Raw genomic sequence first — 25,471 nt, forward strand, 5'->3', positions numbered from 1 at the left:
CCGCGCCTCCCGGCTTCGTTTCCGTAACACGCCTATCGCCCGGAAAGGCAGGACACCCGCATCATGGCGGCGAGCAACCGAGACCGCGTCAACCGCATGATCGAGATCCTCGCGGAGGGGCTGCTGCCCTTCCTAGAGCGGGAGATGGTCAAACGGCAGGGCGAGAGCTGGTTCGAGGACGCGGAGAGTGAGGCCAAGAGCCAGGGCCGGTCGATCAGCCGGACCGACGCACAGTTTCTCCTGAACCTCCTCCAGCGCTACTGGAGCACCTACTTCCGACACCTGCTGCCGGGCAACGCCCGCGGGTTCGCCAGTGAACTGAACGACGTCCGCAACCGATGGGCGCACGGCGCATCATTTGCTGCGGATGACACCCTGCGCGCGCTGGACACGGGGGAGCGGTTGCTGCGGGCCGTGCACGCGGACGTCGCTCTCGTAGACCAGGTCCGGGAGTCCCGGCAGACGTTGCAGCGCCAGGTGACAGAGGAGGAGACGAAGAAGGCGGCCCGCCGGGCGCGGGCGGTGCCGAGCGTGGCCGCCGAGGGGCTGCGACCCTGGCGCGAGGTGCTCACCCCGCACCAGGACGTGGCACGCGGTGACTTCAACGCCTCCGAGTTCGCCGCCGACCTGTGGCGGGTGGCGCGGGGCGAGGGCGCCACCGAGTACACCGAGCCGGAGGAGTTCTTCCAGCGGACCTACCTCACCGAGGGCCTCGAGGAACTGATCACCAAGTCGCTGCGCCGGGTCGCCGGTGACGGGAACGCGGCCCCCGTGATCAACCTCCAGACCAACTTCGGCGGCGGCAAGACGCACTCCATGATGGCGCTGTACCACCTGTACACGCCGGGCCTGGCCGTGAACCGGCTGCCGCAGGACCTGCAGGAACTCATCAACAACTGCGGCGGGCTTCCCCCGAGTCCGGTGCACCGGGCCGTGCTGGTCGGTAACGAGCTGGCTATCGGGCAGGCCGATCCGCAGCCGGACGGTACCCAGATCAACACCTTGTGGGGCCAGCTCGCGTGGAAGCTCGGCGGCCGGCAGGCGTACGACATCATCGCCGAGGCGGACCGCACCAGCACCAGCCCCGGCACCGCTCTGCTCCAGGACCTGCTCGCCGCCTACGCGCCCTGCGTCATCCTCATCGACGAATGGGTGCAGTACGCCGGCCCGCTGCTCGGCAACGACAACCTGCCCGCCGGGTCCTTCGAGACGCACTTCTCCTTCGCACAGTCCCTGACCGAGGCCGTCGCCTCCGTCGAGGGCGCCCAGTTGCTGGTCTCCATCCCGGCCTCCACGACCGGTGAGATCAGCGCCGCCGACCAGTACGACATCGGCGGGGAGAACAACCGCACCGCGCTGGAGCGGCTCCAGAACGTCGTCCACCGCAAGGCCGAGGCGTGGCGGCCCGCGAGCTCCGACGAGTCCTTCGAGATCGTGCGCCGCCGGCTCTTCCAGACCGCCACCAGCGAGGTTCAGGCCGAGATCAACAAGGTGGCGCGGCTCTACACCCAGTTCTATGGCACTGAGAAGCGGGAGTTCCCGGCCGGCTGCGACACCAGTGACTACGAGCGGCGGATCAAGTCGACGTACCCCATCCACCCGGAACTCTTCGCCCGGCTATACGAGGACTGGTCCACACTCCCCAAGTTCCAGCGCACTCGTGGTGTGCTGCGATTGATGAGCACCGTCATCCACGTTCTGTGGCGAGACCAGAACATGAGCCCCATGATCATGCCCGGTGACGTGCCCATACACGACACCCGCGTCAACCAGGAACTGACGTACTACCTGGAGGACCGCTGGAAGCCGATCATTGACACCGATGTCGACGGGCCCGACTCCACCCCGGCCGCCGTCGACAACGAGAAGACCGTGCTCGGGCAGCGCGGCATGAGCCGACGGGTCGCCCGTACCGTCTTCATGGGCTCCGCGCCGCGTGTGCACGCCGCCCGCAAGGGCCTGTCCGAGGCGCACATCCGGCTCGGCATGGCCATCCCCGGCGAACCTCTCGGTAACTTCCGTACCGCGCTCAACGCCCTCGCCGACCGCTCCACGTACCTCTACGGCGACGGCGAACGCCACTGGTACGACACCCACGCCAATATCACCCGCACCGCCAAGGATGAGGCGGAGAAGCTCCTCGACGACCCCGACAAGGTGTGGGCGGACGTGGTGCGCCGGCTCAGTCCCGTGCAGAGCGTGCGCGGCCCCTTCGCCGCCGTCCACGTCGCGCCTCTGACCGGTGCCGAGATCCCGGACAACGGCAGTGCCCGGCTGGTCCTGCTGCACCCCCGCTTCACCCACCGCAGCGCCAAGGGCGTACCCGACACCGAGGCCCTGCGGTTCGTCCAGGAGGCCCTCGACCAGTACCGCACCGGGCCCCGGACGCACCGCAACGCCCTTGTCTTCCTCGCCCCCGACCGCAAGGAGACGGAAGAAGTCGCCGAGGCGGTCCGCGAGTACCTGGGCTGGAAGCAGGTTCTCCAGCAGCACATCCAGCTCGACCTGACCGACAGCCAGAAGTCCCAGGCCAGGACTCGGATGGAGAAGGCTGACGAGACGGTCAACCTCCGCCTCGGCAAGGCATACCGCTGGGTTCTCGTCCCCGAGCAGTCCCCCGGTGCCAAGATCGACTGGGAGGACTTCAAGGTCGACCTTCACACCGTCGACGACGCCGCCTCCCAGACCGGCGAACGCCTCAAGCGGCAAGGCATGCTCTACGTCCAGCAGGCACCCGCCGTCCTCCACCAGCGGATCACCGACGCGCTGAGCCAGGAATGGAACCGTGACGGCCACATCTCCGTCGGCCGCCTCTGGGAACTGCACACCAAGTACCCCTACATGAACCGGCTGTGCGACCGCAGCGTCCTCGACCAGGGCGTCGAGGACGTCCTGACCCACATCACCTGGGAGCACGACGGCTTCGCCCTTGCCACCGGCCACGACGCGGCCACCGGCCGCTACCAGGGCCTCGTCCTGCCCTGTCGGAGCGTCTCCTTCGGCCAGATCACCGACACCACCCTCCTGGTCCGGGCCGACCTCGCCCTTGCTCAGGAAGCCGCCGATTTGGCCGAGGCCGCCGCCCGGCGGCAGGAACCGGCCGACCCGCAGGAGGCACCTGGAGGCAGCGGCCAGAACTCTAAGGGTGGTTCGTCGCCGCATGAGCCGCCCCGGCCCGGTCCGGGCGCCCCGGCGCCGACTCCGTCCCCGTTGCCCCGTGTTCCGACCCGTTTCTACGCCCACGCACGGCTTGGCACAGAGCAGTACAGCAAGCAGGCCACCAAGTACGCCTTCGAGATCCTCCAGCACCTCGAAGCTGTCGGGGCCGATGTCGAAATCACGGTAGAGATCCAGGCGACCGCGCCTGGCGGATTCCCAGCGGACAAAGTGCGCACCCTCACCGAGAACGCCAACACCCTTAAATTGCAAGCACAGTTCGAAGAGGATTAGGACCTCCAAGGCCCGGTCGGCGCGAACCGCGACGACCGGGCCTGATCGTTTCGGTGCCCGCCGGCGCTCTCGGTACGCTGGTCGATCCAGACCGGATGGCGTCCGACACCGCACGGGGGAACACAGGCATGGCCGCACGGAACCGGGACAGGGTCGTCCACTTCTACGAGATCGCCGACGCGGGTGCCGATGACTCCGCCCCGTCCCGTCTCCCGCACCGTGACTGGGGTACGCACATCCGTCGTCTGTGCAGCAGACCGCCTCTGCAGCGCACCGTACGCACAGGCGACGACATCCTGATCGGAGCCGTCGACCCGCACCAGACCGCCCCGCACCTGCTCCTCGCCAAGGTGCGCCAGGACGTACCGCAGCTGATCGACCACGTCGACGGCACCCTTGGCCGCCTCCAACTCGCCGCCGACAAGGAGCTGGTGGACGTCACCACGGTGTACTTCCTGCCTTTCGGCAACGTCGTCGCCACCATGGCCGGCGGTATCTCCGCGCCTCGCGTCCAGGCCCTCAGACGCTGGCTCGACGGCATGCGCGCCGCTGCCCCCGATGTCCGTGACATCGCACTGCGGCCGGTGGTCAACGCCCGTTCCCGGGAGAAACTCGCGCACGCGGCGGCCATCGAGAGGCTCGCCGTACGGATCTGCCCCGAGCCGTACGACAGTCCTTCTTCTCTCCGTGCAAGCTCCGACCTCGGTACCGCCCTCAGCCGTCTGCACGAGGACAATCCGGACATGGTCATCACACTGACCCTCGAAGTGCCGAAGAAGTCCCGCTCCCTGGTGCCGCGCCGCCGCGCCCGCGGGCACCAACGGCTTCTCGACTCCACGCGGGCCCTCGCCAACGACATCGACGACTGGCTGGACAACTCCGACGTCGTCGACACAGCCGCCGCTCGGGCTCGTATGGAAGCGTGGCACAGTCAGGCAGACGACGAGAAGATCGACTTCGTCAGTGAGCGCATCACCGCCAAGTGCGTCGTGCCGTTCTCCTCCAGCGACGGACACGCCATTGACCTCCAGGTCGCCTTGGCCAAACTGGAAGAGGTCTGCCGCGACAACGAACGCGAGCTGCGGGCCGCTGTCAGTGCCGACCTCTAGCCTGGAGGGTGACTCAGGCGAAAGCCCTGGTCAGGCGCGGGGGGAGGGGCAGAAATGCCGAGTCTGACGGAGATGACACGCGGGCTGTTGCAGGGTTGGCGGTCACGGCCGAAGACGGATTGGCTGGTGGCTGCAGCTGTAGTCGGCGGTCACGGACTGCTGGTCGCCCTGACAGGGCGAGGTGACATCCTAGGCGCACCAGACCGTGAGCAACGGCTTGCGGTCTACACCACAGGTGCCACCGTCGTCGCACTGATCGGCAGCTTCGTCACCGCGGCCATCGCTCAGTACGCGTCCGCCACCGGCCGCCGGATGCGGGCCCTGCGCACCGCGCCTCACCTGGCCTCCCAGTTCCGGCGTAACTGGGTGAGCATCTTGTCGGCGACGTTGCTCATCTCCGCCGTCTGCCTGCTAGCCATCGTCCTGGACACGACCGAGACCGATCCCGGAGGCGTCCACTGGGCCGTGGAAGGCGCGCTGGTCCTCGGCGCCGCCCGCGCCTACCGCCTGCTGTGGTTGTTCAACGCCGTCATTCAGACGTCGGACAGAGACCTCGCCGATGCTCCCCGGACACTGTCGCCAAACTCCTCCCCGCCCCGCCGATGACGTTGCTTGCTTCGCATGCAGTCACGGTGAGCTTGAATCCGTCGCCGGTTCGAGCCTCCTTCCGGTGCCGTGCGGCGCGGGACAGCATGAGACCGACCCGGCCGGGCCGCCCGTCCTCGCGCAGGACGGGCCCCGGTGCGGGAGCGTCGCGGCCGAGCAGCCGGCAGTGCTGGACGAATACCTCGTGGAGGCTGCGATCACTGGCGTGCAGCGCGTACTCCTCGCCGAAGACCCAGCAGCTGTCGTCCAGGATGCGGTGAAGTTCGTCCTGTTCCTTGACGCGGGGCTTCGTCTCCGGAGCCAAAACGAGGTGTTCCAGGACAGTGAGGAAGCCGATGCGGTCGGCCACTGCGGTCGAGGCCTTGATCAGCGCTGAGACGGTGGTCCGGTCCAGGAGCCGGACCAGCTCGCCCCTGCGGGACGATGGCGGCCGTGAACTCACGTGCGGAGGGCAATCCGGTGCACGGAACACCGAAGGCGCCGTGCCCGTCCTGTGTTCATGTGCTGGATCAACTGGGAGTTCGGGCGGTGGTGTGAGTGAGTAACGACCTGACACGCGGGTGGTCGCGGGAGACCGGGGACGTGCTGCGCCGTGCGGGCTGGAAGCCCGGACGTGCCGTGCCCACGGGGACCTGGGGGTCGGTACTGGGCGAGCGCGGGGCATTCGTGCTCCATGGCGCCGCCGAGGCGTTCCTCGCCGAGTTCGGCGGCCTTGTCACGTACGGCTGGCCGGCCGACTCGATCACCACCGCGTCGGCGGTCCGGTTCGACCCCCTGGGGGCCGCGTGGCAGAGGGAGCGCTTCGCCGAGGCCTGCCGGGAAGCGGGAACGTCGTTGTGTCCGGTGGGCACCGCGGACCAGGGAGCAAGCCTTCTCGGCATCAGCGAAGACGGTGTGATCCACCTCGTGCGGGAGAGTGCGGAACCGATAGGGACGAGCATCGATCAGGCGCTGGACCGCCTGGTGGAGACACAGCGGGCGCAGTCCGGGCTCTGGTCACCTGGAGGGGCAGCCCAGGAGCACCCCTTCTGGCGGCGCTTCCGTGCCGGGCACGCCGGTCCGGACACCGAGTCGCGTCGACCTGAGGAGACGGGACGTGTGCTGAGGGCGGCGGGCTGGTCACCGGGCCGGGAAGTGGCCACGGACACGTGGGAGAGCATTCTCCTGCACACCGGTGAGTTCGAGTTGCACGACGCCGCCCGCCGCTTCCTCGCCGAGTTCGGTGCCCTGGGCGTCCCCCACCGGGAGCCCGCGGACTCGATGCCGTGGATGGAGTTCTCGCTCGACCCCCTCGCGGCGATGTGGGACGCCGAGATCATCGACGACCTCGCCGAACAGGCGGGTGCCGAGCTGTACCCCATCGGTACGCGGGACCGCGGCAACCAGTACCTCGCCATGGCGGAGGACGGCGCCGTGTACGCGGGCATGGACCAGGTCCACCTGCTGGCCCCCACCCCTGACGAAGCCCTGCGCAGGCTCACCTCCCGGATCCGCCCGGAGGCCACTCCCTGACCGCCCGAAGCCGGGGCGCGCCCCCGCAGGGTTTGACCGCGACCCCCGTCGGGGTAATCTCTTCCGCTCGATTGGCCAGCCCCCCGCCCTCTGTGGCAGACTGGCCGAGTTGCTCGGTCGAGTGTTGATGCTGCGCGCCTCCCGCCGGGAGGACCGGAAGCGAGTCCCACAGTACTCGTCGTCCCTGATCAGGGGCGGACGTACGGGAATCTTCCGGGAAGTGTGGTGCGGCGCCGGCCAGGCGCCCGGTGGGCCTTTCGCCCCCGGTCCGCGGTTCTGGTAGGGCCGTGTCAATCCCGCAGGGATGTTCGGACAAGGGACATCTGTGTCAGCGGGAGTGCGACACGCCCGACCGCGTGGGTCGGAGGTGAGGGGAAGCCGCTCCGGGTTCCAGAGCGTAATGAGAGACAGGACTACGAAGTAGCCATGGCGGGACAGAAGATCCGCATCCGGCTCAAGGCCTACGACCACGAGGTCATCGACTCTTCGGCGAAGAAGATCGTCGAGACGGTGACGCGTACTGGTGCGTCGGTCGCGGGCCCGGTGCCGCTGCCCACTGAGAAGAACGTGTACTGCGTCATCAAGTCGCCGCACAAGTACAAGGACTCGCGCGAGCACTTCGAGATGCGCACGCACAAGCGCCTGATCGACATCCTCGACCCGACCCCCAAGACCGTTGACTCTCTGATGCGACTCGACCTCCCGGCCGGTGTCGACATCGAGATCAAGCTCTGAAGGCCGGTGATCTGAGAATGGCTAAGCAGATCAAGGGCATCCTGGGCGAGAAGCTCGGCATGACGCAGGTGTGGGACGCGAACAACCGCGTCGTCCCGGTCACCGTCGTCAAGGCCGGCCCCAACGTCGTCACCCAGGTCCGCACGAACGACGTCGACGGCTACGAGTCCGTCCAGATCGCCTTCGGCGAGATCGACCCGCGCAAGGTGAACAAGCCCCTCAAGGGTCACTTCGCCAAGGCCGACGTCACCCCCCGTCGTCACCTCGTCGAGATCCGCACGTCGGACGCCTCCGAGTACACGCTGGGCCAGGAAGTCACCGCTGAGGTGTTCGAGGCCGGCGTGAAGGTCGACGTGACCGGCAAGAGCAAGGGCAAGGGCTTCGCCGGTGTCATGAAGCGCCACAACTTCCGTGGCCTCGGCGCCGGGCACGGCACCCAGCGCAAGCACCGCTCGCCCGGTTCCATCGGTGGCTGCGCCACCCCGGGTCGTGTGTTCAAGGGCCTCCGCATGGCGGGTCGCATGGGCAACGAGCGGGTCACCACCCAGAACCTGACCGTCCACGCCGTTGACGCGGAGAAGGGTCTGCTGCTCATCAAGGGCGCGGTTCCCGGTCCGAACGGCGGCCTCGTCCTGGTCCGCACCGCGGCCAAGGGGGCCTGAGGTAACCGATGAGCACTGTTGACATCCTTTCGCCGGCGGGCGACAAGGCCGGTACCGTCGAGCTCCCCGCGGAGATCTTCGACGTCGAGAAGGTCAGCGTTCCGCTGATCCACCAGGTCGTCGTCGCGCAGCTGGCCGCTGCCCGTCAGGGCACGCACAAGACGAAGACCCGTGGCGAGGTCCGTGGTGGCGGCAAGAAGCCGTACCGCCAGAAGGGCACCGGCCGCGCCCGTCAGGGCTCGACCCGTGCGCCGCAGTTCGCCGGTGGTGGCGTCGTGCACGGTCCCGTGCCGCGCGACTACTCGCAGCGCACGCCCAAGAAGATGAAGGCTGCCGCTCTGCGTCACGCCCTCACCGACCGGGCGCGCCACAACCGCATCCACGTCGTCACCGGCGTGGTCGAGGGTGAGGCCCCGTCCACGAAGGCCGCCAAGTCGCTGTTCGGCAAGATCTCGGAGCGCAAGAACCTGCTCCTGGTCGTCGACCGCGCCGACGAGGCCGCGTGGCTGTCCGCCCGCAACCTGCCCCAGGTCCACATCCTGGAGCCGGGCCAGCTGAACACGTACGACGTTCTCGTCTCGGACGACGTGGTCTTCACCAAGGCCGCTTTCGAGTCCTTCGTCGCCGGCCCGAACAAGGCCAACGACAACGAAGGGAGCGAGGTCTGATGGCTGCCCGTCACCCCTCGATCGCCTCGAAGGCCGCCAAGGCGGCCAAGGCTGCGCGCGTCGCCAAGGCGCGTCGCCACGAGGCCGAAGGCAAGAACACCGTCGTCACCCCGGCGAGCAAGGCGTACACGGACCCCCGTGACGTCCTGCTGAAGCCGGTCGTGTCCGAGAAGAGCTACGCGCTCATCGACGAGAACAAGTACACGTTCCTCGTCGACCCGCGTGCCAACAAGACCCAGATCAAGGAGGCCGTCCAGGCGGTCTTCGAGGTCAAGGTCACCGGGGTCAACACGATCAACCGCGTCGGCAAGCGCAAGCGGACCCGCACCGGGTTCGGCCAGCGTGCCGCCACCAAGCGCGCGATCGTGACCCTCGCCGAGGGCGACCGTATCGACATCTTCGGCGGTCCGACCGCGTAAGCGGTCAGGATCGTTCGATATCGGACGAGGACTGAGAAATGGGTATCCGCAAGTACAAGCCGACGACTCCGGGCCGTCGTGGCTCCAGCGTCGCCGACTTCGTCGAGGTCACGCGGTCCACGCCGGAGAAGTCGCTGGTCCGTCCCCTGCACAGCAAGGGCGGCCGTAACAATTCCGGTCGTGTGACCGTCCGCCACCAGGGCGGTGGCCACAAGCGCGCCTACCGAGTGATCGACTTCCGTCGTCACGACAAGGACGGCGTGCCGGCGAAGGTCGCGCACATCGAGTACGACCCCAACCGCACCGCGCGCATCGCGCTCCTGCACTACGCGGACGGCGAGAAGCGCTACATTCTCGCGCCGCGTGGCCTGAACCAGGGCGACCGCGTCGAGAACGGTCCCGGGGCCGACATCAAGCCGGGCAACAACCTTGCCCTGCGCAACATCCCCGTGGGTACGACGCTGCACGCCATCGAGCTGCGTCCCGGCGGCGGCGCCAAGTTCGCCCGCTCCGCCGGCGCCTCGGTGCAGCTGCTCGCGAAGGAGGGCACCATGGCCCACCTCCGCATGCCCTCCGGCGAGATCCGCCTGGTCGACCAGCGCTGCCGCGCCACGGTCGGCGAGGTCGGCAACGCCGAGCAGAGCAACATCAACTGGGGCAAGGCGGGCCGCAAGCGGTGGCTGGGCGTCCGCCCGACCGTCCGCGGTGTCGTCATGAACCCGGTGGACCACCCGCACGGTGGTGGTGAGGGCCGGACCTCCGGTGGCCGTCACCCCGTGTCCCCCTGGGGCAAGAAGGAAGGCCGTACTCGTTCGCCCAAGAAGGCGTCGAACAAGTACATCGTCCGCCGCCGCAAGACGAACAAGAAGCGCTAAGGACGGGTTGAGATGCCTCGTAGCTTGAAGAAGGGACCCTTCGTCGACGACCACCTGATCAAGAAGGTGGACGCGCAGAACGAAGCCGGTACCAAGAACGTCATCAAGACCTGGTCCCGTCGCTCGATGATCGTCCCGGCGATGCTGGGCCACACGATCGCGGTGCACAACGGCAAGACCCACATCCCGGTGTTTGTCACCGAGTCGATGGTCGGCCACAAGCTCGGCGAGTTCTCGCCGACCCGCACCTTCCGGGGCCACGTCAAGGACGACCGGAAGTCGAAGCGCCGCTAGTCGGCGGGGTGCAATCGACCATGACAGACACTGAAGGGACAACCATGGAAGCCAGGGCCCAGGCGCGGTACATCCGCGTCACGCCCATGAAGGCCCGCCGCGTGGTGGACCTCATCCGTGGCATGGACGCCACGGAGGCTCAGGCGGTCCTGCGTTTCGCCCCGCAGGCCGCGAGCGTGCCGGTGGGCAAGGTGCTGGACAGCGCCATTGCCAACGCCGCGCACAACTACGACCACACCGACGTCGACAGCCTCTTCATTTCCGAGGCCTACGTCGACGAGGGCCCGACCCTGAAGCGGTTCCGTCCGCGCGCCCAGGGCCGCGCCTACCGGATCCGCAAGCGGACCAGCCACATCACCGTGGTCGTCAGCAGCAAGGAAGGAACCCGGTAATGGGCCAGAAGGTTAACCCGCACGGGTTCCGGCTCGGTGTCACGACCGACTTCAAGTCGCGTTGGTACGCCGACAAGCTGTACAAGGACTACGTCAAGGAAGACGTCGCCATCCGCCGGATGATGACGTCCGGCATGGAGCGCGCCGGCATCTCCAAGGTCGAGATCGAGCGCACCCGTGACCGTGTGCGTGTGGACATCCACACCGCGCGTCCGGGCATCGTGATCGGCCGCCGTGGCGCCGAGGCCGACCGCATCCGCGGCGACCTCGAGAAGCTCACCGGCAAGCAGGTCCAGCTGAACATCCTCGAGGTCAAGAACCCCGAGACCGATGCCCAGCTGGTCGCGCAGGCCGTCGCCGAGCAGCTCTCCTCCCGCGTCTCCTTCCGCCGTGCCATGCGCAAGAGCATGCAGTCGGCCATGAAGGCGGGCGCCAAGGGCATCAAGATCCAGTGCGGCGGCCGCCTCGGTGGCGCCGAGATGTCCCGCTCGGAGTTCTACCGCGAGGGCCGTGTGCCCCTGCACACGCTCCGCGCGAACGTGGACTACGGCTTCTTCGAGGCCAAGACGACCTTCGGCCGCATCGGCGTGAAGGTCTGGATCTACAAGGGCGACGTCAAGAACATCGCCGAGGTCCGCGCCGAGAACGCCGCTGCCCGCGCCGGCAACCGCCCGGCCCGTGGCGGTGCCGACCGCCCGGCCCGTGGTGGCCGCGGTGGCGAGCGTGGCGGTCGCGGTCGCAAGCCGCAGCAGGCTCCCGCTGCCGAGGCCCCCAAGGCCGAGGCTCCGGCGGCCGCTCCGGCTGAGAGCACCGGAACGGAGGCCTGACCACCATGCTGATCCCCCGTAGGGTCAAGCACCGCAAGCAGCACCACCCGAAGCGCAACGGCATGTCGAAGGGTGGCACGCAGGTTGCGTTCGGCGAGTACGGCATCCAGGCGCTCACCCCGGCGTACGTGACGAACCGCCAGATCGAAGCGGCTCGTATCGCCATGACCCGCCACATCAAGCGTGGCGGCAAGGTCTGGATCAACATCTACCCGGACCGCCCCCTCACCAAGAAGCCGGCCGAGACCCGCATGGGTTCCGGTAAGGGCTCCCCGGAGTGGTGGGTGGCCAACGTCAAGCCCGGACGCGTCATGTTCGAGCTGTCGTACCCCAACGAGAAGATCGCGCGCGAGGCCCTGACCCGTGCGGCTCACAAGCTGCCGATGAAGTGCAAGATCGTCAAGCGCGAGGCAGGTGAAGCGTGATGTCGGCCGGTACCAAGGCGTCAGAGCTGCGCGAGCTGGGCAACGAGGAGCTTCTGGCGAAGCTCCGCGAGGCCAAGGAAGAGCTGTTCAACCTCCGCTTCCAGGCGGCCACGGGTCAGCTCGAGAACCACGGTCGGCTCAAGGCCGTCCGCAAGGACATCGCGCGGATCTACACCCTGATGCGTGAGCGCGAGCTGGGCATCGAGACGGTGGAGAGCGCATGAGCGAGAACAACGTGACTGAAGAGACGAAGGCCGCCCGGGGCTTCCGCAAGACCCGCGAGGGTCTGGTCGTCAGCGACAAGATGGACAAGACCGTCGTCGTCGCTGTCGAGGACCGCGTGAAGCACGCGCTGTACGGCAAGGTCATCCGCCGTACGAACAAGCTCAAGGCGCACGACGAGCAGAACGCCGCGGGTGTCGGCGACCGCGTCCTCCTCATGGAGACCCGGCCGCTGTCCGCCACCAAGCGCTGGCGCGTCGTCGAGATCCTCGAGAAGGCCAAGTAAATCTCCTGCGGGGCATTCCTCGCAGGACAGTTCCGCCAGGCTCCGGGGGCCGTTCCTGAACGGCCCCCGGGGAACCGGCAGACAAACAGGAGATAGACGTGATCCAGCAGGAGTCGCGACTGCGTGTCGCCGACAACACTGGTGCGAAGGAAATCCTTTGCATCCGTGTGCTCGGTGGCTCCGGTCGCCGCTACGCGGGCATCGGTGACGTCATCGTCGCCACCGTCAAGGACGCGATCCCCGGTGGCAACGTGAAGAAGGGTGACGTCGTCAAGGCGGTCATCGTTCGCACCGTCAAGGAGCGCCGCCGTCCGGACGGCTCGTACATCCGCTTCGACGAGAACGCCGCCGTCATTCTGAAGAACGACGGCGACCCTCGTGGCACCCGTATCTTCGGCCCGGTGGGCCGTGAGCTGCGCGAGAAGAAGTTCATGAAGATCATCTCCCTCGCGCCGGAGGTGCTGTGAGCATGAAGATCAAGAAGGGCGACCTGGTCCAGGTCATCACCGGTAAGGACAAGGGCAAGCAGGGCAAGGTCATCGCGGCCTTCCCCCGCGAGGACCGCGTCCTGGTCGAGGGTGTCAACCGGGTCAAGAAGCACACCAAGGCCGGTCCGACCGCCAGCGGTTCGCAGGCCGGCGGCATCGTGACCACCGAGGCCCCGATCCACGTCTCCAACGTCCAGCTGGTCGTGGAGAAGGACGGCAACAAGGTCGTCACGCGCGTCGGTTACCGCTTCGACGACGAGGGCAACAAGATCCGCGTTGCCAAGCGGACGGGTGAGGACATCTGATGACGACCACCACCACTCCGCGTCTGAAGACGAAGTACCGCGAGGAGATCGCGGGCAAGCTGCGTGAGCAGTTCTCCTACGAGAACGTCATGCAGGTTCCCGGCCTCGTCAAGATCGTGGTCAACATGGGTGTGGGCGACGCCGCCCGCGACTCCAAGCTGATCGAGGGCGCCATCCGCGACCTCACCACGATCACCGGTCAGAAGCCGGCCGTCACCAAGGCCCGCAAGTCCATCGCGCAGTTCAAGCTGCGTGAGGGTCAGCCGATCGGTGCCCACGTCACCCTCCGTGGCGACCGCATGTGGGAGTTCCTGGACCGCACCCTGTCGCTCGCGCTGCCGCGCATCCGCGACTTCCGTGGTCTGTCCCCCAAGCAGTTCGACGGCCGGGGCAACTACACCTTCGGTCTCACGGAGCAGGTCATGTTCCACGAGATCGACCAGGACAAGATCGACCGTGTCCGGGGTATGGACATCACCGTGGTGACCACGGCGACCAACGACGAAGAGGGCCGTGCCCTTCTCCGTCACCTCGGCTTCCCGTTCAAGGAGGCGTGAGCGAGATGGCGAAGAAGGCTCTCATCGCGAAGGCTGCTCGCAAGCCCAAGTTCGGAGTGCGCGGCTACACCCGCTGCCAGCGCTGCGGTCGTCCGCACTCCGTGTACCGCAAGTTCGGCCTGTGCCGCGTGTGCCTTCGTGAGATGGCTCACCGTGGCGAGCTGCCGGGCGTGACCAAGAGCTCCTGGTAATCCGGTAGTTCCGGACTCCCAGGGCTCTCGGTAAGCAATGGGAACGGCAGGAGGCCCGCTCCGCATGGCTTAGGCTTGTGGGGTTGGGCACCTGCCGTGCCCGTACGACTTACTACGCCGTAGGTCCACCGCGCCGCACCCGTCCCGTCTCGGATCGGGGAGAGGGATGGCGCACCAGGAAACCCCGGCGAGAGAGGCCGAAGGCCAATTCATGACCATGACTGATCCGATCGCAGACATGCTTACGCGTCTGCGGAACGCGAACTCGGCATACCACGACACCGTGTCGATGCCGCACTCGAAGATCAAGTCTCACATCGCGGAGATCCTCCAGCAGGAGGGCTTCATCACGGGCTGGAAGGTCGAGGACGCCGAGGTCGGCAAGAACCTCGTCCTGGACCTCAAGTTCGGTCCCAACCGTGAGCGCTCCATCGCGGGCATCAAGCGGATCTCCAAGCCCGGTCTCCGGGTGTACGCGAAGTCCACCAACCTGCCGAAGGTGCTGGGCGGCCTCGGCGTGGCGATCATCTCCACGTCGCACGGGCTCCTCACCGACAAGCAGGCCGGCAAGAAGGGCGTGGGTGGGGAAGTCCTCGCCTACGTCTGGTAGCGGAAGGGAACGGAGGAAACAGCTATGTCGCGCATCGGCAAGCTCCCCATCGCGGTTCCCGCCGGCGTGGACGTCACCATCGACGGCCGTACGGTTTCGGTCAAGGGCCCCAAGGGCACGCTGACCCACACCGTCGTGGCGCCGATCGAGATCGCCAAGGGTGAGGACGGCGTCCTGAACGTCACCCGCCCCAACGACGAGCGTCAGAACAAGGCCCTGCACGGCCTGTCCCGCACGCTGGTGGCGAACATGATCACCGGCGTGACCCAGGGTTACGTGAAGAAGCTCGAGATCAGCGGTGTCGGTTACCGCGTTGTCGCCAAGGGTTCGAACCTGGAGTTCTCCCTCGGCTACAGCCACCCGATCACGGTCGAGGCCCCCGAGGGCATCACCTTCAAGGTGGAGGCCCCCACCCGTTTCTCGGTCGAGGGCATCGACAAGCAGAAGGTCGGCGAGGTTGCGGCCAACATCCGCAAGCTGCGCAAGCCCGACCCGTACAAGGCCAAGGGCGTCAAGTACGAGGGCGAAGTCATCCGCCGCAAGGTCGGAAAGGCGGGTAAGTAAGCCATGGCATACGGGCAGAAGATCCTCAAGGGCGACGCCTACAAGCGTGCTGCTATCAAGCGTCGTCACATCCGGATCCGCAAGAAGGTCGCCGGCACCGCCGAGCGTCCTCGCCTGGTCGTGACTCGTTCCAACCGCCACATCGTGGCGCAGGTGATCGACGACCTGAAGGGTCACACCCTGGCGTCGGCGTCCACCCTGGACGCGTCCGTCCGCGGCGGCGAGGGCGACAAGTCCGCGCAGGCCAAGCAGGTCGGCGCCCTGGTCGCCGAGCGCGCCAAGGCCGCCGGTGTCGAGGCCGTCGTGTTCGACCGTGGTGGCAACCAGTACGCCGGGCGCATCGCCGCTCTGGCCGACGCCGCCCGCGAAGCCGGACTGAAGTTCTGAGCCGGTTCCGTAGCTAGCGGAAACAGAGAGAGGTAATTCCAATGGCTGGACCCCAGCGCCGCGGTGGCGGTGCCGGTGGCGGCGAGCGGCGGGACCGGAAGGGCCGTGACGGCGGCGCAGCTGCCGCCGAGAAGACCGCATACGTTGAGCGCGTCGTCGCGATCAACCGTGTCGCCAAGGTTGTGAAGGGTGGTCGTCGCTTCAGCTTCACCGCGCTGGTCGTGGTGGGCGACGGTGACGGCACCGTGGGTGTCGGATACGGCAAGGCCAAGGAGGTGCCGGCCGCCATCGCCAAGGGCGTTGAGGAGGCCAAGAAGCACTTCTTCAAGGTCCCCCGCATCCAGGGCACCATCCCGCACCCCATCCAGGGTGAGAAGGCTGCCGGCGTCGTGCTGCTCAAGCCCGCGTCGCCCGGTACCGGTGTGATCGCCGGTGGTCCGGTGCGCGCCGTGCTCGAGTGCGCCGGTATCCACGACGTGCTGTCGAAGTCGCTCGGCTCCGACAACCAGATCAACATCGTGCACGCGACCGTGGAGGCCCTCAAGGGTCTGCAGCGTCCCGAGGAGATCGCGGCCCGCCGCGGTCTGCCCCTCGAGGACGTCGCTCCCGCGGCTCTTCTCCGTGCGCGTGCCGGGGCGGGTGCGTAATCATGGCGCAGCTCAAGATTACGCAGGTCAAGTCCTACATCGGCAGCAAGCAGAACCACCGTGACACCCTGCGCTCCCTTGGTCTCAAGGGCATCAACACGCAGGTCGTCAAGGAGGATCGTCCCGAGTTCCGCGGCATGGTGCACACCGTCCGCCACCTCGTGACGGTCGAGGAGGTCGACTGATCATGGCGGAGAACAACCCGCTCAAGATCCACAACCTCCGTCCCGCCCCCGGTGCCAAGACCGCGAAGACCCGTGTCGGTCGTGGTGAGGCGTCGAAGGGTAAGACGGCCGGTCGTGGTACCAAGGGCACCAAGGCCCGTTACCAGGTTCCGGAGCGCTTCGAGGGTGGCCAGATGCCCCTCCACATGCGTCTCCCGAAGCTCAAGGGCTTCAAGAACCCGTTCAAGACCGAGTTCCAGGTCGTGAACCTGGACAAGCTCGCCTCCCTCTACCCCGAGGGCGGAGAGGTCACGGTCGAGGACCTGGTCGCCAAGGGCGCCGTGCGCAAGAACAGCCTCGTCAAGGTCCTGGGCCAGGGCGAGATCTCCGTGGCGCTGCAGGTGACGGTCGACGCCGTCTCCGGCTCCGCCAAGGAGAAGATCACCGCCGCGGGCGGTACCGTCACCGAGCTCGTCTGACCCCGTCAGGTGTCTCGATGACGTAGAGCGATCCCGACCGGGGATACCCCACAAATGGGGTATCCCCGGTTGGTCGTTCCTAGGGCGGTGGTGTCGCCGGTAAGGTGGCCTGCGCTGCCCATTCACCTCGGGAGCCCCACGCGGGGCACTCAGGGCGGCAGTTGACCGTTAAGAATTCGTCCTCAGTCGGAATCTCAGACCATCACCCTTGACGCAGTTGCGCGGGGGGTCGCAGGAGGCACCGTGCTCACCGCGTTCGCCCGGGCGTTCAAGACGCCCGACCTGCGCAAGAAGCTGCTCTTCACGCTCGGCATCATCGTGGTGTACCGCGTCGGTACGCACGTACCCATCCCGGGTGTCGACTACCGGAACGTCCAGACCTGTATCGACGCCGCGCAGGCGAACCAGGGCCTGTTCGGTCTGGTGAACATGTTCAGCGGCGGTGCGCTGCTCCAGATCACGGTCTTCGCGCTCGGGATCATGCCGTACATCACGGCGAGCATCATTCTGCAGCTGCTGACCGTGGTGATCCCGCGCCTGGAAGCCCTGAAGAAGGAGGGGCAGGCCGGCACGGCGAAGATCACGCAGTACACCCGTTACCTGACGGTCGCGCTCGCCATCCTCCAGGGCACCGGCCTGGTGGCCACCGCCCGCAGCGGCGCCCTCTTCCAGGGCTGCCCGGTCGCGAGCCAGATCGTCCCGGACCAGTCGATCTTCGTGACCATCACCATGGTCATCACCATGACCGCCGGCACGGCCGCGGTCATGTGGCTCGGTGAGCTCATCACCGACCGCGGCATCGGCAACGGCATGTCGATCCTGATGTTCATCTCGATCGCCGCCACCTTCCCCTCCGCCCTGTGGGCCATCAAGGAGCAGGGCAGCCTGGCGGACGGCTGGATCGAGTTCGGCACCGTCATCGCCGTCGGCCTGGTCATGGTCGGCCTGGTCGTCTTCGTCGAGCAGGCCCAGCGCCGGATCCCCGTCCAGTACGCGAAGCGCATGATCGGCCGCCGGTCCTACGGCGGCACGTCGACCTACATCCCGCTGAAGGTCAACCAGGCGGGTGTGATCCCGGTCATCTTCGCCTCGTCGCTGCTGTACATCCCGGCGCTGATCGCGCAGTTCTCCAGCGGCACCTCGGGCTGGAAGACCTGGATCGAGTCGCACCTCGTCCGCGGTGACCACCCGATCTACGTGACGCTGTACTTCTTGCTCATCGTCTTCTTCGCGTTCTTCTACGTGGCCATCTCGTTCAACCCCGAGGAAGTCGCGGACAACATGAAGAAGTATGGTGGCTTCATCCCGGGCATCCGGGCTGGCCGACCGACCGCTGAGTATCTGAGCTACGTACTCAACCGGATCACCTGGCCGGGTTCGCTGTACTTGGGTCTGATCGCTCTCGTACCGACGATGGCGTTGGTTGGTTTCGGGGCAAACCAGAACTTCCCGTTCGGCGGGACGAGCATCCTGATCATCGTGGGTGTCGGTCTCGAGACGGTGAAGCAGATCGAGAGCCAGCTCCAGCAGCGCAATTACGAAGGGTTCCTCCGCTGATGCGAATCGTCCTCGTCGGGCCGCCGGGTGCTGGGAAGGGCACACAGGCAACCCGCCTTGCCGAGAAACTGCGCATCCCGCACATCTCCACGGGCGACCTGTTCCGCGCCAACATCAGCCGGCAGACCGAGCTGGGAAAGCTCGCCAAGTCCTACATGGACGCCGGTAACCTCGTCCCGGACGAGGTCACCATCGCCATGGCCAAGGACCGCATGTCGCAGCCCGACGCCGAGGGCGGCTTCCTGCTGGACGGCTTCCCGCGCAACGTGTCGCAGGCCGAGGCGCTGGACGAGCTGCTGAAGACCGAGGGCATCAAGCTGGACGCGGTGCTCGATCTCGAGGCCCCCGAGGACGAGGTCGTGAAGCGGATCGCCGGGCGGCGCGTCTGCCGCAAGGACTCCTCGCACGTCTTCCACGTGACCTACAGCAAGCCGAAGCAGGACGGCGTCTGCGACCACTGCGGCGGCGAGCTGTACCAGCGCGACGACGACTCCGAGGAGACCGTCCGCACGCGCCTGGAGGTCTACCACACGCAGACCGAGCCGATCATCGACTACTACCGGGCCCAGGGCCTGGTGGTGACCATCTCCGCGATGGGCCCCGTCGACGAGGTCACCGGCCGGGCGCTGGAGGCGCTGAAGAGCGGCCAGTAGTCCGTCCCGCCGCCTGCACAGCCGCGGTTCCCCCCGAGGGGCCGCGGCTGTGGCGTGGGCGGGGTCCGTGCCGCCGCCCGCGCGGCACGCGGGCGGCTCGCGCCCGTATCGTTGGAAGCGTTCGTACTCCTCCACCGGTCCAGAAAGGCCCTCGTCCCCATGGTGCAGATCAAGAGCCCTGAGCAGATCGCCAAGATGCGCGAGGCGGGGCTGGTCGTCGCCGCCATCCACGCGGCCACGCGTGAGGCCGCGGTGCCCGGGGCCTCCACCAAGGATCTGGACCAGGTGGCCCGCAAGGTGCTCGCCGAGCACGGCGCCAAGCCGAACTTCCTCGGTTACGGCGGCTTCCCCGCCACCATCTGCACCTCGGTGAACGAGGTCGTGGTCCACGGCATCCCGTCCGACGACGTGATCCTCAAGGACGGGGACATCATCTCCATCGACTGCGGCGCCATCATCGACGGCTGGCACGGCGACGCCGCCTACACCGCGTTCGTCGGCTCCGGTCACTCCCCGGAGCTGGTCGAGCTCTCCCGGGTCACCGAGGAGTCGATGTGGGCCGGCATCGCGGCCATGAAGCAGGGCAACCGGCTGGTCGACATCTCCCGTGCGATCGAGACGTACATCCGCCGCCAGCCGAAGCCCGGCGGCGGCAAGTACGGGATCATCGAGGACTACGGCGGCCACGGCATCGGCACCGAGATGCACATGGACCCGCACCTGCTGAACTACGTCGACCGCAAGCGCGGCAAGGGGCCGAAGCTGGTGCCCGGCTTCTGCCTGGCGATCGAGCCGATGGTCTCCCTCGGCACCCCGCGCACCGAGGTCCTCTCCGACGACTGGACGGTCATCACGACCGACGGCACCTGGTCCTCCCACTGGGAGCACTCGGTCGCCCTCACCGAGCAGGGCCCCCTGGTGCTGACCGCCCCCGACGGCGGCAAGGCGAAGCTCGCGGAGATGGGCGTCCAGGCCGCCCCCGACCCGTTGGGTTAGGGATCTCGCCCGGAGGGCAGAATCTCTCGATTCGTGTTTCCGGGTGCGCTGACGTAGACTGACTCGTCGGCTCTGGTGCACCCGCATGTCCGCATGTGGTCACGGTGTACTCGAGAGTCGATCAAGGTAGTCGATTCGAAGGGCGAAGCGTGGCCAAGAAGCAAGGTGCCATCGAGATCGAGGGCACTGTCGTCGAGTCTCTGCCGAACGCCATGTTCAGGGTCGAGCTCCAGAACGGCCACCAGGTCCTGGCACACATCAGCGGCAAGATGCGCATGCACTACATCCGCATCCTCCCTGACGACCGGGTCGTGGTGGAGCTGTCTCCGTACGACCTCACGCGTGGCCGGATCGTCTACCGGTACAAGTAGATCTTGCCCGCTCCCCGGTCCGCCGGGGTGATGGCACTGACCCGGAGAACCTCACACCCATGAAGGTCAAGCCGAGCGTCAAGAAGATCTGCGACAAGTGCAGGGTGATCCGCCGTCACGGTCGGGTCATGGTCATCTGCGACAACCCGCGCCACAAGCAGCGCCAGGGCTGACCGCAGCACTGATCCACCCTCTGCGCCTCCCGCAGACTTCGCGCGACGCGAGCAACACACGTTCATACGCAGGACCCGAGCCGCACGGCTCGACACCCCCGGCTCGGAGGCCGGGGACCCGGTCCGTACCTGGTACGGCGGGCGGGGAGTCGGTTCTGTGGAAGACCTCCGACAACCAACTGGAGCCATTGAATGGCACGCGTTTCCGGTGTTGACATCCCGCGCGACAAGCGCGTGGAGATCGCCCTCACCTATGTGTTCGGCATCGGCCGGACCCTTTCGCAGCAGACGCTGGCCGCGACCGGCGTCGACCCGAACACCCGCGTCCGCGACCTGAGCGAAGAGCAGCTCGTCGCGATCCGCGAGTTCGTGGACAACAACATCAAGACCGAGGGTGACCTCCGTCGCGAGATCCAGGCCGACATCCGCCGCAAGGTCGAGATCGGCACCTACCAGGGTCTGCGTCACCGTCGCGGTCTGCCCGTCCGCGGTCAGCGCACCAGCACCAACGCGCGTACCCGCAAGGGCCCGCGTCGCGCCATCGCCGGCAAGAAGAAGCCGGGCAAGAAGTAGTCCTCAGCGGACTTCGCCGTCCAGCGGTCTTCGCTGTAGGACCGACCACCTCCCGTAGGAGTACAGATGCCCCCCAAGGGTCGTCAGGGCGCTGCCAAGAAGGTGCGCCGCAAGGAAAAGAAGAACGTCGCTCACGGCCACGCGCACATCAAGAGCACGTTCAACAACACGATCGTCTCGATCACGGACCCGTCCGGCAACGTGATCTCCTGGGCCTCCGCCGGCCACGTCGGCTTCAAGGGCTCCCGGAAGTCCACGCCGTTCGCCGCGCAGATGGCCGCCGAGTCGGCTGCCCGCCGCGCCCAGGAGCACGGCATGCGCAAGGTCGACGTGTTCGTCAAGGGCCCGGGTTCCGGTCGTGAGACCGCCATCCGCTCCCTGCAGGCCACGGGCCTCGAGGTCGGCTCCATCCAGGACGTCACCCCGACCCCGCACAACGGCTGCCGCCCGCCGAAGCGCCGCCGCGTCTGAGTCGCGTTCCGCGTCTCACTCGGCCGCTTCGCAGGGCCTGAGGTTCCGGGCGGTACGGCTCGCAAGGGCCGTATCGCCCGTACCCTTGCAGTACCCGCACTTTTCACCGGGTGCGGTTTCCGTCGGACGTCAAATAGCGGGCGTCCACGAAAGAAGGATCTGATCCACTCATGCTGATCGCTCAGCGTCCCTCGTTGACCGAAGAGGTCGTCGACGAATTCCGCTCCCGGTTCGTGATCGAGCCGCTGGAGCCGGGCTTCGGCTACACCCTCGGCAACTCCCTCCGCCGCACCCTCCTGTCGTCGATCCCCGGTGCCGCTGTCACCAGCATCCGCATCGACGGCGTCCTGCACGAGTTCACCACCGTGCCGGGCGTCAAGGAGGACGTCACCGACCTGATCCTCAACATCAAGCAGCTGGTCGTCTCCTCGGAGCACGACGAGCCGGTCGTGATGTACCTGCGCAAGCAGGGCCCGGGTCTGGTCACCGCCGCCGACATCGCGCCCCCGGCCGGTGTCGAGGTGCACAACCCGGACCTCGTCCTCGCCACGCTCAACGGCAAGGGCAAGCTGGAGATGGAGCTGACCGTCGAGCGCGGTCGCGGCTACGTCTCCGCCGTGCAGAACAAGCAGGTCGGCCAGGAGATCGGCCGTATCCCGGTCGACTCGATCTACAGCCCCGTGCTGAAGGTCACCTACAAGGTCGAGGCGACCCGAGTCGAGCAGCGCACCGACTTCGACAAGCTCATCGTCGACGTCGAGACCAAGCAGGCGATGCGTCCGCGTGACGCCATGGCCTCCGCCGGCAAGACCCTGGTCGAGCTGTTCGGTCTCGCCCGCGAGCTGAACATCGACGCCGAGGGCATCGACATGGGCCCGTCCCCGACGGACGCCGCCCTCGCCGCCGACCTGGCGCTGCCGATCGAGGAGCTGGAGCTCACGGTCCGGTCGTACAACTGCCTCAAGCGTGAGGGCATCCACTCCGTGGGTGAGCTCGTCGCGCGGTCCGAGGCGGACCTGCTCGACATCCGGAACTTCGGTGCGAAGTCCATCGACGAGGTCAAGGCCAAGCTGGCCGGCATGGGCCTCGCGCTGAAGGACTCGCCTCCCGGGTTCGACCCGACCGCCGCGGCGGACGCGTTCGGCGCGGACGACGACGCGGACGCGGGTTTCGTGGAGACCGAGCAGTACTGAGCTCGGGACCTGCGGTCCGTTGCTGACTGCCGGCCGGTTTCGGCTGGTCGCGCAGTTCCCCGCGCCCCTTCGGGGGCGCGGGTCCTCCAGGACGTCTGTGAAGGCGCTCTGGATCTCCGACAGGCGACCGCCTGCTCGGATACTGACTCCGGTACCTGATACGGCCGGGGCAGACACACAGGAGAGTCACTATGCCGAGGCCCACCAAGGGTGCCCGTATGGGCGGCAGCGCCGCGCACGAGAAGCTCCTCCTCGCGAACCTCGCGAAGGCGCTCTTCGAGCACGGCCGCATCACCACCACCGAGGCGAAGGCGCGCAAGCTGCGTCCCTACGCCGAGCGTCTGGTCACCAAGGCGAAGAAGGGCGACCTTCACAACCGCCGCCAGGTGCTCCAGGTGATCACGGACAAGAGCATCGTCCACACGCTCTTCACCGAGATCGGCCCGCGGTACGAGAACCGTCCCGGTGGCTACACCCGCATCACCAAGATCGGTAACCGCCGTGGCGACAACGCGCCCATGGCCGTCATCGAGCTGGTCGAGGCGCTGACGGTGCAGCAGGCCGCTGTCGGCGAGGCCGAGGCCGCGACCAAGCGGTCCGCGAAGGACGCCGAGGCCGCGGAGGCGGCCGAGACCCAGGCCGACACGGCCGAGGAGTCGAAGGACGCGTAAGCGTTCTGCGGGGGGCCTGCCCATGGGCGGCCGCGGCTCCGTCGTGGTTGTTCGCGCAGTTCCCCGCGCCCTTTGAGGGTGTTGTCGGGCCCGCTTCTTTCACAGGAGCGGGCCCGCTTCGTTGTGGAATGGAGATGTCCGGGTGAGTGGTGTGGTGCGGGTTCGGCTGGATCTTTCCTATGACGGGACCGCGTTCTCCGGGTGGGCCAAGCAGGCCGGAGGGCGGCGGACCGTGCAGGGGGAGATCGAGGACGCCCTGCGGACCGTGACGCGGTCCGCGACGACGTTCGAGCTGACCGTGGCCGGGCGGACCGACGCCGGTGTGCACGCGCGCGGTCAGGTCGCCCACGTGGACCTGCCGCGCGAGGTGTGGGCCGAGCACCGGGCGAAGCTGCTGAAGCGGCTCGCCGGGCGGCTGCCGAAGGACGTGCGGGTATGGGCGCTCAGGGAGGCGCCGGAGGGCTTCGACGCCCGGTTCTCGGCGATCTGGCGGCGCTACGCCTACCGCGTCACCGACAACCCCGGCGGCGTCGACCCGCTGCTGCGCAACCACGTGCTGTGGCACGACTGGCCGCTCGACGTGGACGCCATGAACGAGGCCGCCCGCGGACTGCTCGGCGAGCACGACTTCGCCGCCTACTGCAAGCGGCGCGAGGGCGCGACGACCATCCGGACGCTCCAGCAGCTGAGCCTGGTACGGGGCGACGACGGGATCATCACGGCCACCGTGCGGGCCGACGCCTTCTGCCACAACATGGTGCGCTCGCTGATCGGCGCGCTGCTGTTCGTCGGTGACGGCCACCGCACACCGGACTGGCCCGCGAAGGTCCTCGCCGCGGGCGTACGGGACTCGGCCGTCCATGTCGTACGCCCGCACGGCCTGACCCTGGAGGAGGTCGGCTACCCGGCCGACGAGCTCCTTGCGGCCCGCAGCGTGGAGGCGCGCAACAAGCGGACGCTGCCGTCGGCCGGCTGCTGCTGACGCGCTCCGGGCGGCCGGGTCAGCCGGCCGCCGCCGCCGACGCCTGGGCCTCGCCCCTGCGGCGGATCTGACGGTACGTGAACTCCTGGAGGTCGTCGCCGGTCTTGAAGACGGCCTTGTCCTTCTCCGTCACGTCCTTGCCGCTGGTGAAGCCGGCCAGCGTGAAGTAGGCGTAGCGGCCGTAGGCGTTGGTGGTGGAGCGGCAGACCGCGCCGACGCAGAAGTCCTTCACCCCGCCGCCGGACAGCGACTTGACGATGCTCTTCGCGTCCGCCTGCTGCTTGGCCTTCGTGGCCTGCGCCTCGGTCGCGAAGACCGCCACGCCGACCGTCACCGCCACGCCGTCCCGGCTGTAGGTGACGCGGATCAGGCGCGTGCACCTGTTGTCGGTGAGGACCTTGGGGAGCGTGGACTTCGCCGCGGACGCGCAGTCCTTGGTGTCCGCCGTCGGGCCTTTCTTGTAGACCGTGTCGCCCATGGTCAGCTGCGTGCCTGGGAACAGGATGTCGGGGCTCAGCGGCGCCTTGTCCTTCTGGGCGCTGGCGACGAAGTCCTTCGGGTCCAGCGGGGGCGGCGCGCTCGTCGGTTCGAACGACGGGACCGTGCCGGTGGCGCTCGGCAGGTCGGAGACGCCGGGCAGCGCGGACTCGGTGCCCGGGGAGGCCTGGTTCGAGCCGCCCGCCGACACGACGGCGACCGCCACCGCGGTGCCTATCGCCACGGCGGCGAGTGCGCCGCCGCCTATGAACAGCAGCCGGCGCCGCTTGGCGCGCGCCTCGGACGCGTCGGCGAGCGCCGCCCAGTCGGGTGACCCGCCGGCGCTGCCGCCGCCGTTCCACGGCTGCTGCGAATTCGGTTTCCAGGGATCCCACTGCTGGGAGGACCCCCCCTGCCCAAAGCTCATGGGGCGCATCTTAGACGGGGCAAGGGGTGTGCTGGTCCGCCTCAACGGGCCCG

General features: G+C 67.7%; 37 protein-coding genes. 36 read left to right on the plus strand and 1 reads right to left on the minus strand.

Annotated features, from left to right (window positions below; genetic code table 11):
• Positions 1-63 precede the first annotated feature (63 nt).
• From ACQZOG_RS17690 to truA, 36 genes are all read left to right on the plus strand, one after another.
• Positions 64-3,450 (plus strand): DUF499 domain-containing protein, encoded by a 3,387-nt coding sequence (locus tag ACQZOG_RS17690; protein ID WP_430741642.1) that lies wholly within the window; start codon positions 64-66, stop codon positions 3,448-3,450.
• 128 nt (positions 3,451-3,578) lie between these two features.
• Positions 3,579-4,559: a hypothetical protein gene (locus ACQZOG_RS17695; protein WP_370404586.1), complete on the plus strand. Its 981-nt coding sequence runs from the start codon at positions 3,579-3,581 to the stop codon at positions 4,557-4,559.
• Positions 4,560-4,613: 54 nt separating this feature from the next.
• Positions 4,614-5,165 carry a hypothetical protein gene (locus tag ACQZOG_RS17700; RefSeq protein ID WP_430741643.1) on the plus strand — a complete coding sequence of 184 codons (552 nt, stop codon included), beginning with the start codon at positions 4,614-4,616 and terminating at the stop codon, positions 5,163-5,165.
• Between the two features lie 166 nt (positions 5,166-5,331).
• The gene (locus ACQZOG_RS17705; RefSeq protein ID WP_430741644.1) at positions 5,332-5,541 is read left to right on the plus strand and encodes a hypothetical protein; all 210 of its coding nucleotides are present in this window, start codon (positions 5,332-5,334) and stop codon (positions 5,539-5,541) included.
• 161 nt (positions 5,542-5,702) lie between these two features.
• Positions 5,703-6,677, plus strand: a complete 975-nt coding sequence (locus tag ACQZOG_RS17710) for an SUKH-3 domain-containing protein (RefSeq protein ID WP_371233881.1) — start codon at positions 5,703-5,705, stop codon at positions 6,675-6,677.
• A gap of 426 nt (positions 6,678-7,103) precedes the next feature.
• Positions 7,104-7,412 (plus strand): 30S ribosomal protein S10, encoded by a 309-nt coding sequence (gene rpsJ / locus ACQZOG_RS17715; RefSeq protein WP_003948644.1) that lies wholly within the window; start codon positions 7,104-7,106, stop codon positions 7,410-7,412.
• A gap of 17 nt (positions 7,413-7,429) precedes the next feature.
• A complete protein-coding gene (gene rplC, locus ACQZOG_RS17720) occupies positions 7,430-8,074 on the plus strand; it encodes a 50S ribosomal protein L3 (protein ID WP_033272460.1) in 645 nt (214 codons plus the stop codon).
• An 8-nt stretch (positions 8,075-8,082) separates the two neighbouring features.
• Positions 8,083-8,742: a 50S ribosomal protein L4 gene (rplD, locus tag ACQZOG_RS17725; RefSeq protein ID WP_033272459.1), complete on the plus strand. Its 660-nt coding sequence runs from the start codon at positions 8,083-8,085 to the stop codon at positions 8,740-8,742.
• The gene (gene rplW / locus ACQZOG_RS17730; protein WP_006130779.1) at positions 8,742-9,161 is read left to right on the plus strand and encodes a 50S ribosomal protein L23; all 420 of its coding nucleotides are present in this window, start codon (positions 8,742-8,744) and stop codon (positions 9,159-9,161) included. The genes rplD and rplW overlap by 1 nt, the downstream gene beginning before the upstream one ends.
• A gap of 38 nt (positions 9,162-9,199) precedes the next feature.
• Positions 9,200-10,036, plus strand: a complete 837-nt coding sequence (gene rplB, locus ACQZOG_RS17735) for a 50S ribosomal protein L2 (protein ID WP_033272458.1) — start codon at positions 9,200-9,202, stop codon at positions 10,034-10,036.
• 12 nt (positions 10,037-10,048) lie between these two features.
• A complete protein-coding gene (rpsS, locus tag ACQZOG_RS17740) occupies positions 10,049-10,330 on the plus strand; it encodes a 30S ribosomal protein S19 (RefSeq protein WP_010036728.1) in 282 nt (93 codons plus the stop codon).
• Between the two features lie 44 nt (positions 10,331-10,374).
• Positions 10,375-10,722: a 50S ribosomal protein L22 gene (gene rplV, locus ACQZOG_RS17745; protein WP_006130776.1), complete on the plus strand. Its 348-nt coding sequence runs from the start codon at positions 10,375-10,377 to the stop codon at positions 10,720-10,722.
• The gene (rpsC, locus tag ACQZOG_RS17750; protein ID WP_004927271.1) at positions 10,722-11,549 is read left to right on the plus strand and encodes a 30S ribosomal protein S3; all 828 of its coding nucleotides are present in this window, start codon (positions 10,722-10,724) and stop codon (positions 11,547-11,549) included. Before rplV ends, rpsC begins: the two co-directional genes overlap by 1 nt.
• Before the next feature lie 5 nt (positions 11,550-11,554).
• Positions 11,555-11,974, plus strand: coding sequence for a 50S ribosomal protein L16 (gene rplP / locus ACQZOG_RS17755; RefSeq protein ID WP_004984526.1), 420 nt, complete (start codon positions 11,555-11,557; stop codon positions 11,972-11,974).
• Complete coding sequence (gene rpmC / locus ACQZOG_RS17760) at positions 11,974-12,198, plus strand: 50S ribosomal protein L29 (RefSeq protein WP_003974259.1); 225 nt, start codon at positions 11,974-11,976, stop codon at positions 12,196-12,198. Before rplP ends, rpmC begins: the two co-directional genes overlap by 1 nt.
• Complete coding sequence (gene rpsQ / locus ACQZOG_RS17765; RefSeq protein WP_019526950.1) at positions 12,195-12,482, plus strand: 30S ribosomal protein S17; 288 nt, start codon at positions 12,195-12,197, stop codon at positions 12,480-12,482. Before rpmC ends, rpsQ begins: the two co-directional genes overlap by 4 nt.
• Positions 12,483-12,580: 98 nt before the next feature.
• Positions 12,581-12,949, plus strand: coding sequence for a 50S ribosomal protein L14 (rplN, locus tag ACQZOG_RS17770; RefSeq protein ID WP_003998823.1), 369 nt, complete (start codon positions 12,581-12,583; stop codon positions 12,947-12,949).
• A 2-nt stretch (positions 12,950-12,951) separates the two neighbouring features.
• Entirely contained in the window at positions 12,952-13,275 is a 324-nt protein-coding gene (rplX, locus tag ACQZOG_RS17775) for a 50S ribosomal protein L24 (RefSeq protein ID WP_033272457.1), read from the plus strand.
• The gene (rplE, locus tag ACQZOG_RS17780) at positions 13,275-13,832 is read left to right on the plus strand and encodes a 50S ribosomal protein L5 (RefSeq protein WP_006130773.1); all 558 of its coding nucleotides are present in this window, start codon (positions 13,275-13,277) and stop codon (positions 13,830-13,832) included. Before rplX ends, rplE begins: the two co-directional genes overlap by 1 nt.
• Positions 13,833-13,837: 5 nt before the next feature.
• The gene (locus ACQZOG_RS17785) at positions 13,838-14,023 is read left to right on the plus strand and encodes a type Z 30S ribosomal protein S14 (protein ID WP_003948630.1); all 186 of its coding nucleotides are present in this window, start codon (positions 13,838-13,840) and stop codon (positions 14,021-14,023) included.
• A 211-nt stretch (positions 14,024-14,234) separates the two neighbouring features.
• Positions 14,235-14,633, plus strand: coding sequence for a 30S ribosomal protein S8 (gene rpsH, locus ACQZOG_RS17790; RefSeq protein ID WP_033272456.1), 399 nt, complete (start codon positions 14,235-14,237; stop codon positions 14,631-14,633).
• A 24-nt stretch (positions 14,634-14,657) separates the two neighbouring features.
• A complete protein-coding gene (rplF, locus tag ACQZOG_RS17795; RefSeq protein ID WP_033272455.1) occupies positions 14,658-15,197 on the plus strand; it encodes a 50S ribosomal protein L6 in 540 nt (179 codons plus the stop codon).
• A gap of 3 nt (positions 15,198-15,200) precedes the next feature.
• Entirely contained in the window at positions 15,201-15,584 is a 384-nt protein-coding gene (rplR, locus tag ACQZOG_RS17800) for a 50S ribosomal protein L18 (protein ID WP_004927235.1), read from the plus strand.
• Positions 15,585-15,625: 41 nt separating this feature from the next.
• Complete coding sequence (gene rpsE, locus ACQZOG_RS17805; RefSeq protein ID WP_004927232.1) at positions 15,626-16,231, plus strand: 30S ribosomal protein S5; 606 nt, start codon at positions 15,626-15,628, stop codon at positions 16,229-16,231.
• Positions 16,232-16,233: 2 nt separating this feature from the next.
• Positions 16,234-16,416, plus strand: coding sequence for a 50S ribosomal protein L30 (gene rpmD / locus ACQZOG_RS17810; protein ID WP_003974250.1), 183 nt, complete (start codon positions 16,234-16,236; stop codon positions 16,414-16,416).
• A gap of 2 nt (positions 16,417-16,418) precedes the next feature.
• The gene (gene rplO / locus ACQZOG_RS17815; RefSeq protein WP_024883206.1) at positions 16,419-16,874 is read left to right on the plus strand and encodes a 50S ribosomal protein L15; all 456 of its coding nucleotides are present in this window, start codon (positions 16,419-16,421) and stop codon (positions 16,872-16,874) included.
• 243 nt (positions 16,875-17,117) lie between these two features.
• The gene (gene secY / locus ACQZOG_RS17820; RefSeq protein WP_033272454.1) at positions 17,118-18,431 is read left to right on the plus strand and encodes a preprotein translocase subunit SecY; all 1,314 of its coding nucleotides are present in this window, start codon (positions 17,118-17,120) and stop codon (positions 18,429-18,431) included.
• Entirely contained in the window at positions 18,431-19,084 is a 654-nt protein-coding gene (locus tag ACQZOG_RS17825) for an adenylate kinase (protein WP_033272453.1), read from the plus strand. Before secY ends, ACQZOG_RS17825 begins: the two co-directional genes overlap by 1 nt.
• Before the next feature lie 159 nt (positions 19,085-19,243).
• The gene (gene map, locus ACQZOG_RS17830; RefSeq protein WP_058916786.1) at positions 19,244-20,080 is read left to right on the plus strand and encodes a type I methionyl aminopeptidase; all 837 of its coding nucleotides are present in this window, start codon (positions 19,244-19,246) and stop codon (positions 20,078-20,080) included.
• Between the two features lie 149 nt (positions 20,081-20,229).
• Positions 20,230-20,451: a translation initiation factor IF-1 gene (gene infA, locus ACQZOG_RS17835; RefSeq protein ID WP_004927214.1), complete on the plus strand. Its 222-nt coding sequence runs from the start codon at positions 20,230-20,232 to the stop codon at positions 20,449-20,451.
• A gap of 59 nt (positions 20,452-20,510) precedes the next feature.
• Positions 20,511-20,624 carry a 50S ribosomal protein L36 gene (rpmJ, locus tag ACQZOG_RS17840; RefSeq protein ID WP_003974245.1) on the plus strand — a complete coding sequence of 38 codons (114 nt, stop codon included), beginning with the start codon at positions 20,511-20,513 and terminating at the stop codon, positions 20,622-20,624.
• Between the two features lie 192 nt (positions 20,625-20,816).
• The gene (rpsM, locus tag ACQZOG_RS17845) at positions 20,817-21,197 is read left to right on the plus strand and encodes a 30S ribosomal protein S13 (protein ID WP_003992375.1); all 381 of its coding nucleotides are present in this window, start codon (positions 20,817-20,819) and stop codon (positions 21,195-21,197) included.
• Between the two features lie 66 nt (positions 21,198-21,263).
• A complete protein-coding gene (rpsK, locus tag ACQZOG_RS17850) occupies positions 21,264-21,668 on the plus strand; it encodes a 30S ribosomal protein S11 (RefSeq protein WP_003956432.1) in 405 nt (134 codons plus the stop codon).
• A gap of 170 nt (positions 21,669-21,838) precedes the next feature.
• Positions 21,839-22,861, plus strand: coding sequence for a DNA-directed RNA polymerase subunit alpha (locus ACQZOG_RS17855; protein WP_003966937.1), 1,023 nt, complete (start codon positions 21,839-21,841; stop codon positions 22,859-22,861).
• Between the two features lie 191 nt (positions 22,862-23,052).
• A complete protein-coding gene (gene rplQ / locus ACQZOG_RS17860) occupies positions 23,053-23,532 on the plus strand; it encodes a 50S ribosomal protein L17 (protein WP_033272451.1) in 480 nt (159 codons plus the stop codon).
• 142 nt (positions 23,533-23,674) lie between these two features.
• Positions 23,675-24,514 (plus strand): tRNA pseudouridine(38-40) synthase TruA, encoded by an 840-nt coding sequence (truA, locus tag ACQZOG_RS17865; RefSeq protein ID WP_403257852.1) that lies wholly within the window; start codon positions 23,675-23,677, stop codon positions 24,512-24,514.
• Between the two features lie 19 nt (positions 24,515-24,533).
• On the opposite strand, the gene ACQZOG_RS17870 is transcribed toward truA, so the two are convergent.
• Entirely contained in the window at positions 24,534-25,418 is an 885-nt protein-coding gene (locus ACQZOG_RS17870) for a hypothetical protein (RefSeq protein ID WP_037641111.1), read from the minus strand.
• Positions 25,419-25,471: the final 53 nt, after the last annotated feature.

The organism is Streptomyces sp. P13-3-3, assembly GCF_050571355.1.
GTDB lineage: Bacteria > Actinomycetota > Actinomycetes > Streptomycetales > Streptomycetaceae > Streptomyces > Streptomyces althioticus.

Coding starts and splice junctions, on each gene's coding strand:
- ACQZOG_RS17690 (WP_430741642.1), top strand. CDS start 64: ATGGCGGCGAGCAACCGAGACCGCGTCAACCGCATGATCGAGATCCTC.
- ACQZOG_RS17695 (WP_370404586.1), top strand. CDS start 3,579: ATGGCCGCACGGAACCGGGACAGGGTCGTCCACTTCTACGAGATCGCC.
- ACQZOG_RS17700 (WP_430741643.1), top strand. CDS start 4,614: ATGCCGAGTCTGACGGAGATGACACGCGGGCTGTTGCAGGGTTGGCGG.
- rpsJ (WP_003948644.1), top strand. CDS start 7,104: ATGGCGGGACAGAAGATCCGCATCCGGCTCAAGGCCTACGACCACGAG.
- rplC (WP_033272460.1), top strand. CDS start 7,430: ATGGCTAAGCAGATCAAGGGCATCCTGGGCGAGAAGCTCGGCATGACG.
- rplD (WP_033272459.1), top strand. CDS start 8,083: ATGAGCACTGTTGACATCCTTTCGCCGGCGGGCGACAAGGCCGGTACC.
- rplW (WP_006130779.1), top strand. CDS start 8,742: ATGGCTGCCCGTCACCCCTCGATCGCCTCGAAGGCCGCCAAGGCGGCC.
- rplB (WP_033272458.1), top strand. CDS start 9,200: ATGGGTATCCGCAAGTACAAGCCGACGACTCCGGGCCGTCGTGGCTCC.
- rpsS (WP_010036728.1), top strand. CDS start 10,049: ATGCCTCGTAGCTTGAAGAAGGGACCCTTCGTCGACGACCACCTGATC.
- rplV (WP_006130776.1), top strand. CDS start 10,375: ATGGAAGCCAGGGCCCAGGCGCGGTACATCCGCGTCACGCCCATGAAG.
- rpsC (WP_004927271.1), top strand. CDS start 10,722: ATGGGCCAGAAGGTTAACCCGCACGGGTTCCGGCTCGGTGTCACGACC.
- rplP (WP_004984526.1), top strand. CDS start 11,555: ATGCTGATCCCCCGTAGGGTCAAGCACCGCAAGCAGCACCACCCGAAG.
- rpmC (WP_003974259.1), top strand. CDS start 11,974: ATGTCGGCCGGTACCAAGGCGTCAGAGCTGCGCGAGCTGGGCAACGAG.
- rpsQ (WP_019526950.1), top strand. CDS start 12,195: ATGAGCGAGAACAACGTGACTGAAGAGACGAAGGCCGCCCGGGGCTTC.
- rplX (WP_033272457.1), top strand. CDS start 12,952: ATGAAGATCAAGAAGGGCGACCTGGTCCAGGTCATCACCGGTAAGGAC.
- rplE (WP_006130773.1), top strand. CDS start 13,275: ATGACGACCACCACCACTCCGCGTCTGAAGACGAAGTACCGCGAGGAG.
- ACQZOG_RS17785 (WP_003948630.1), top strand. CDS start 13,838: ATGGCGAAGAAGGCTCTCATCGCGAAGGCTGCTCGCAAGCCCAAGTTC.
- rpsH (WP_033272456.1), top strand. CDS start 14,235: ATGACCATGACTGATCCGATCGCAGACATGCTTACGCGTCTGCGGAAC.
- rplF (WP_033272455.1), top strand. CDS start 14,658: ATGTCGCGCATCGGCAAGCTCCCCATCGCGGTTCCCGCCGGCGTGGAC.
- rplR (WP_004927235.1), top strand. CDS start 15,201: ATGGCATACGGGCAGAAGATCCTCAAGGGCGACGCCTACAAGCGTGCT.
- rpsE (WP_004927232.1), top strand. CDS start 15,626: ATGGCTGGACCCCAGCGCCGCGGTGGCGGTGCCGGTGGCGGCGAGCGG.
- rpmD (WP_003974250.1), top strand. CDS start 16,234: ATGGCGCAGCTCAAGATTACGCAGGTCAAGTCCTACATCGGCAGCAAG.
- rplO (WP_024883206.1), top strand. CDS start 16,419: ATGGCGGAGAACAACCCGCTCAAGATCCACAACCTCCGTCCCGCCCCC.
- ACQZOG_RS17825 (WP_033272453.1), top strand. CDS start 18,431: ATGCGAATCGTCCTCGTCGGGCCGCCGGGTGCTGGGAAGGGCACACAG.
- map (WP_058916786.1), top strand. CDS start 19,244: ATGGTGCAGATCAAGAGCCCTGAGCAGATCGCCAAGATGCGCGAGGCG.
- rpmJ (WP_003974245.1), top strand. CDS start 20,511: ATGAAGGTCAAGCCGAGCGTCAAGAAGATCTGCGACAAGTGCAGGGTG.
- rpsM (WP_003992375.1), top strand. CDS start 20,817: ATGGCACGCGTTTCCGGTGTTGACATCCCGCGCGACAAGCGCGTGGAG.
- rpsK (WP_003956432.1), top strand. CDS start 21,264: ATGCCCCCCAAGGGTCGTCAGGGCGCTGCCAAGAAGGTGCGCCGCAAG.
- ACQZOG_RS17855 (WP_003966937.1), top strand. CDS start 21,839: ATGCTGATCGCTCAGCGTCCCTCGTTGACCGAAGAGGTCGTCGACGAA.
- rplQ (WP_033272451.1), top strand. CDS start 23,053: ATGCCGAGGCCCACCAAGGGTGCCCGTATGGGCGGCAGCGCCGCGCAC.
- ACQZOG_RS17870 (WP_037641111.1), bottom strand. CDS start 25,418: ATGAGCTTTGGGCAGGGGGGGTCCTCCCAGCAGTGGGATCCCTGGAAA.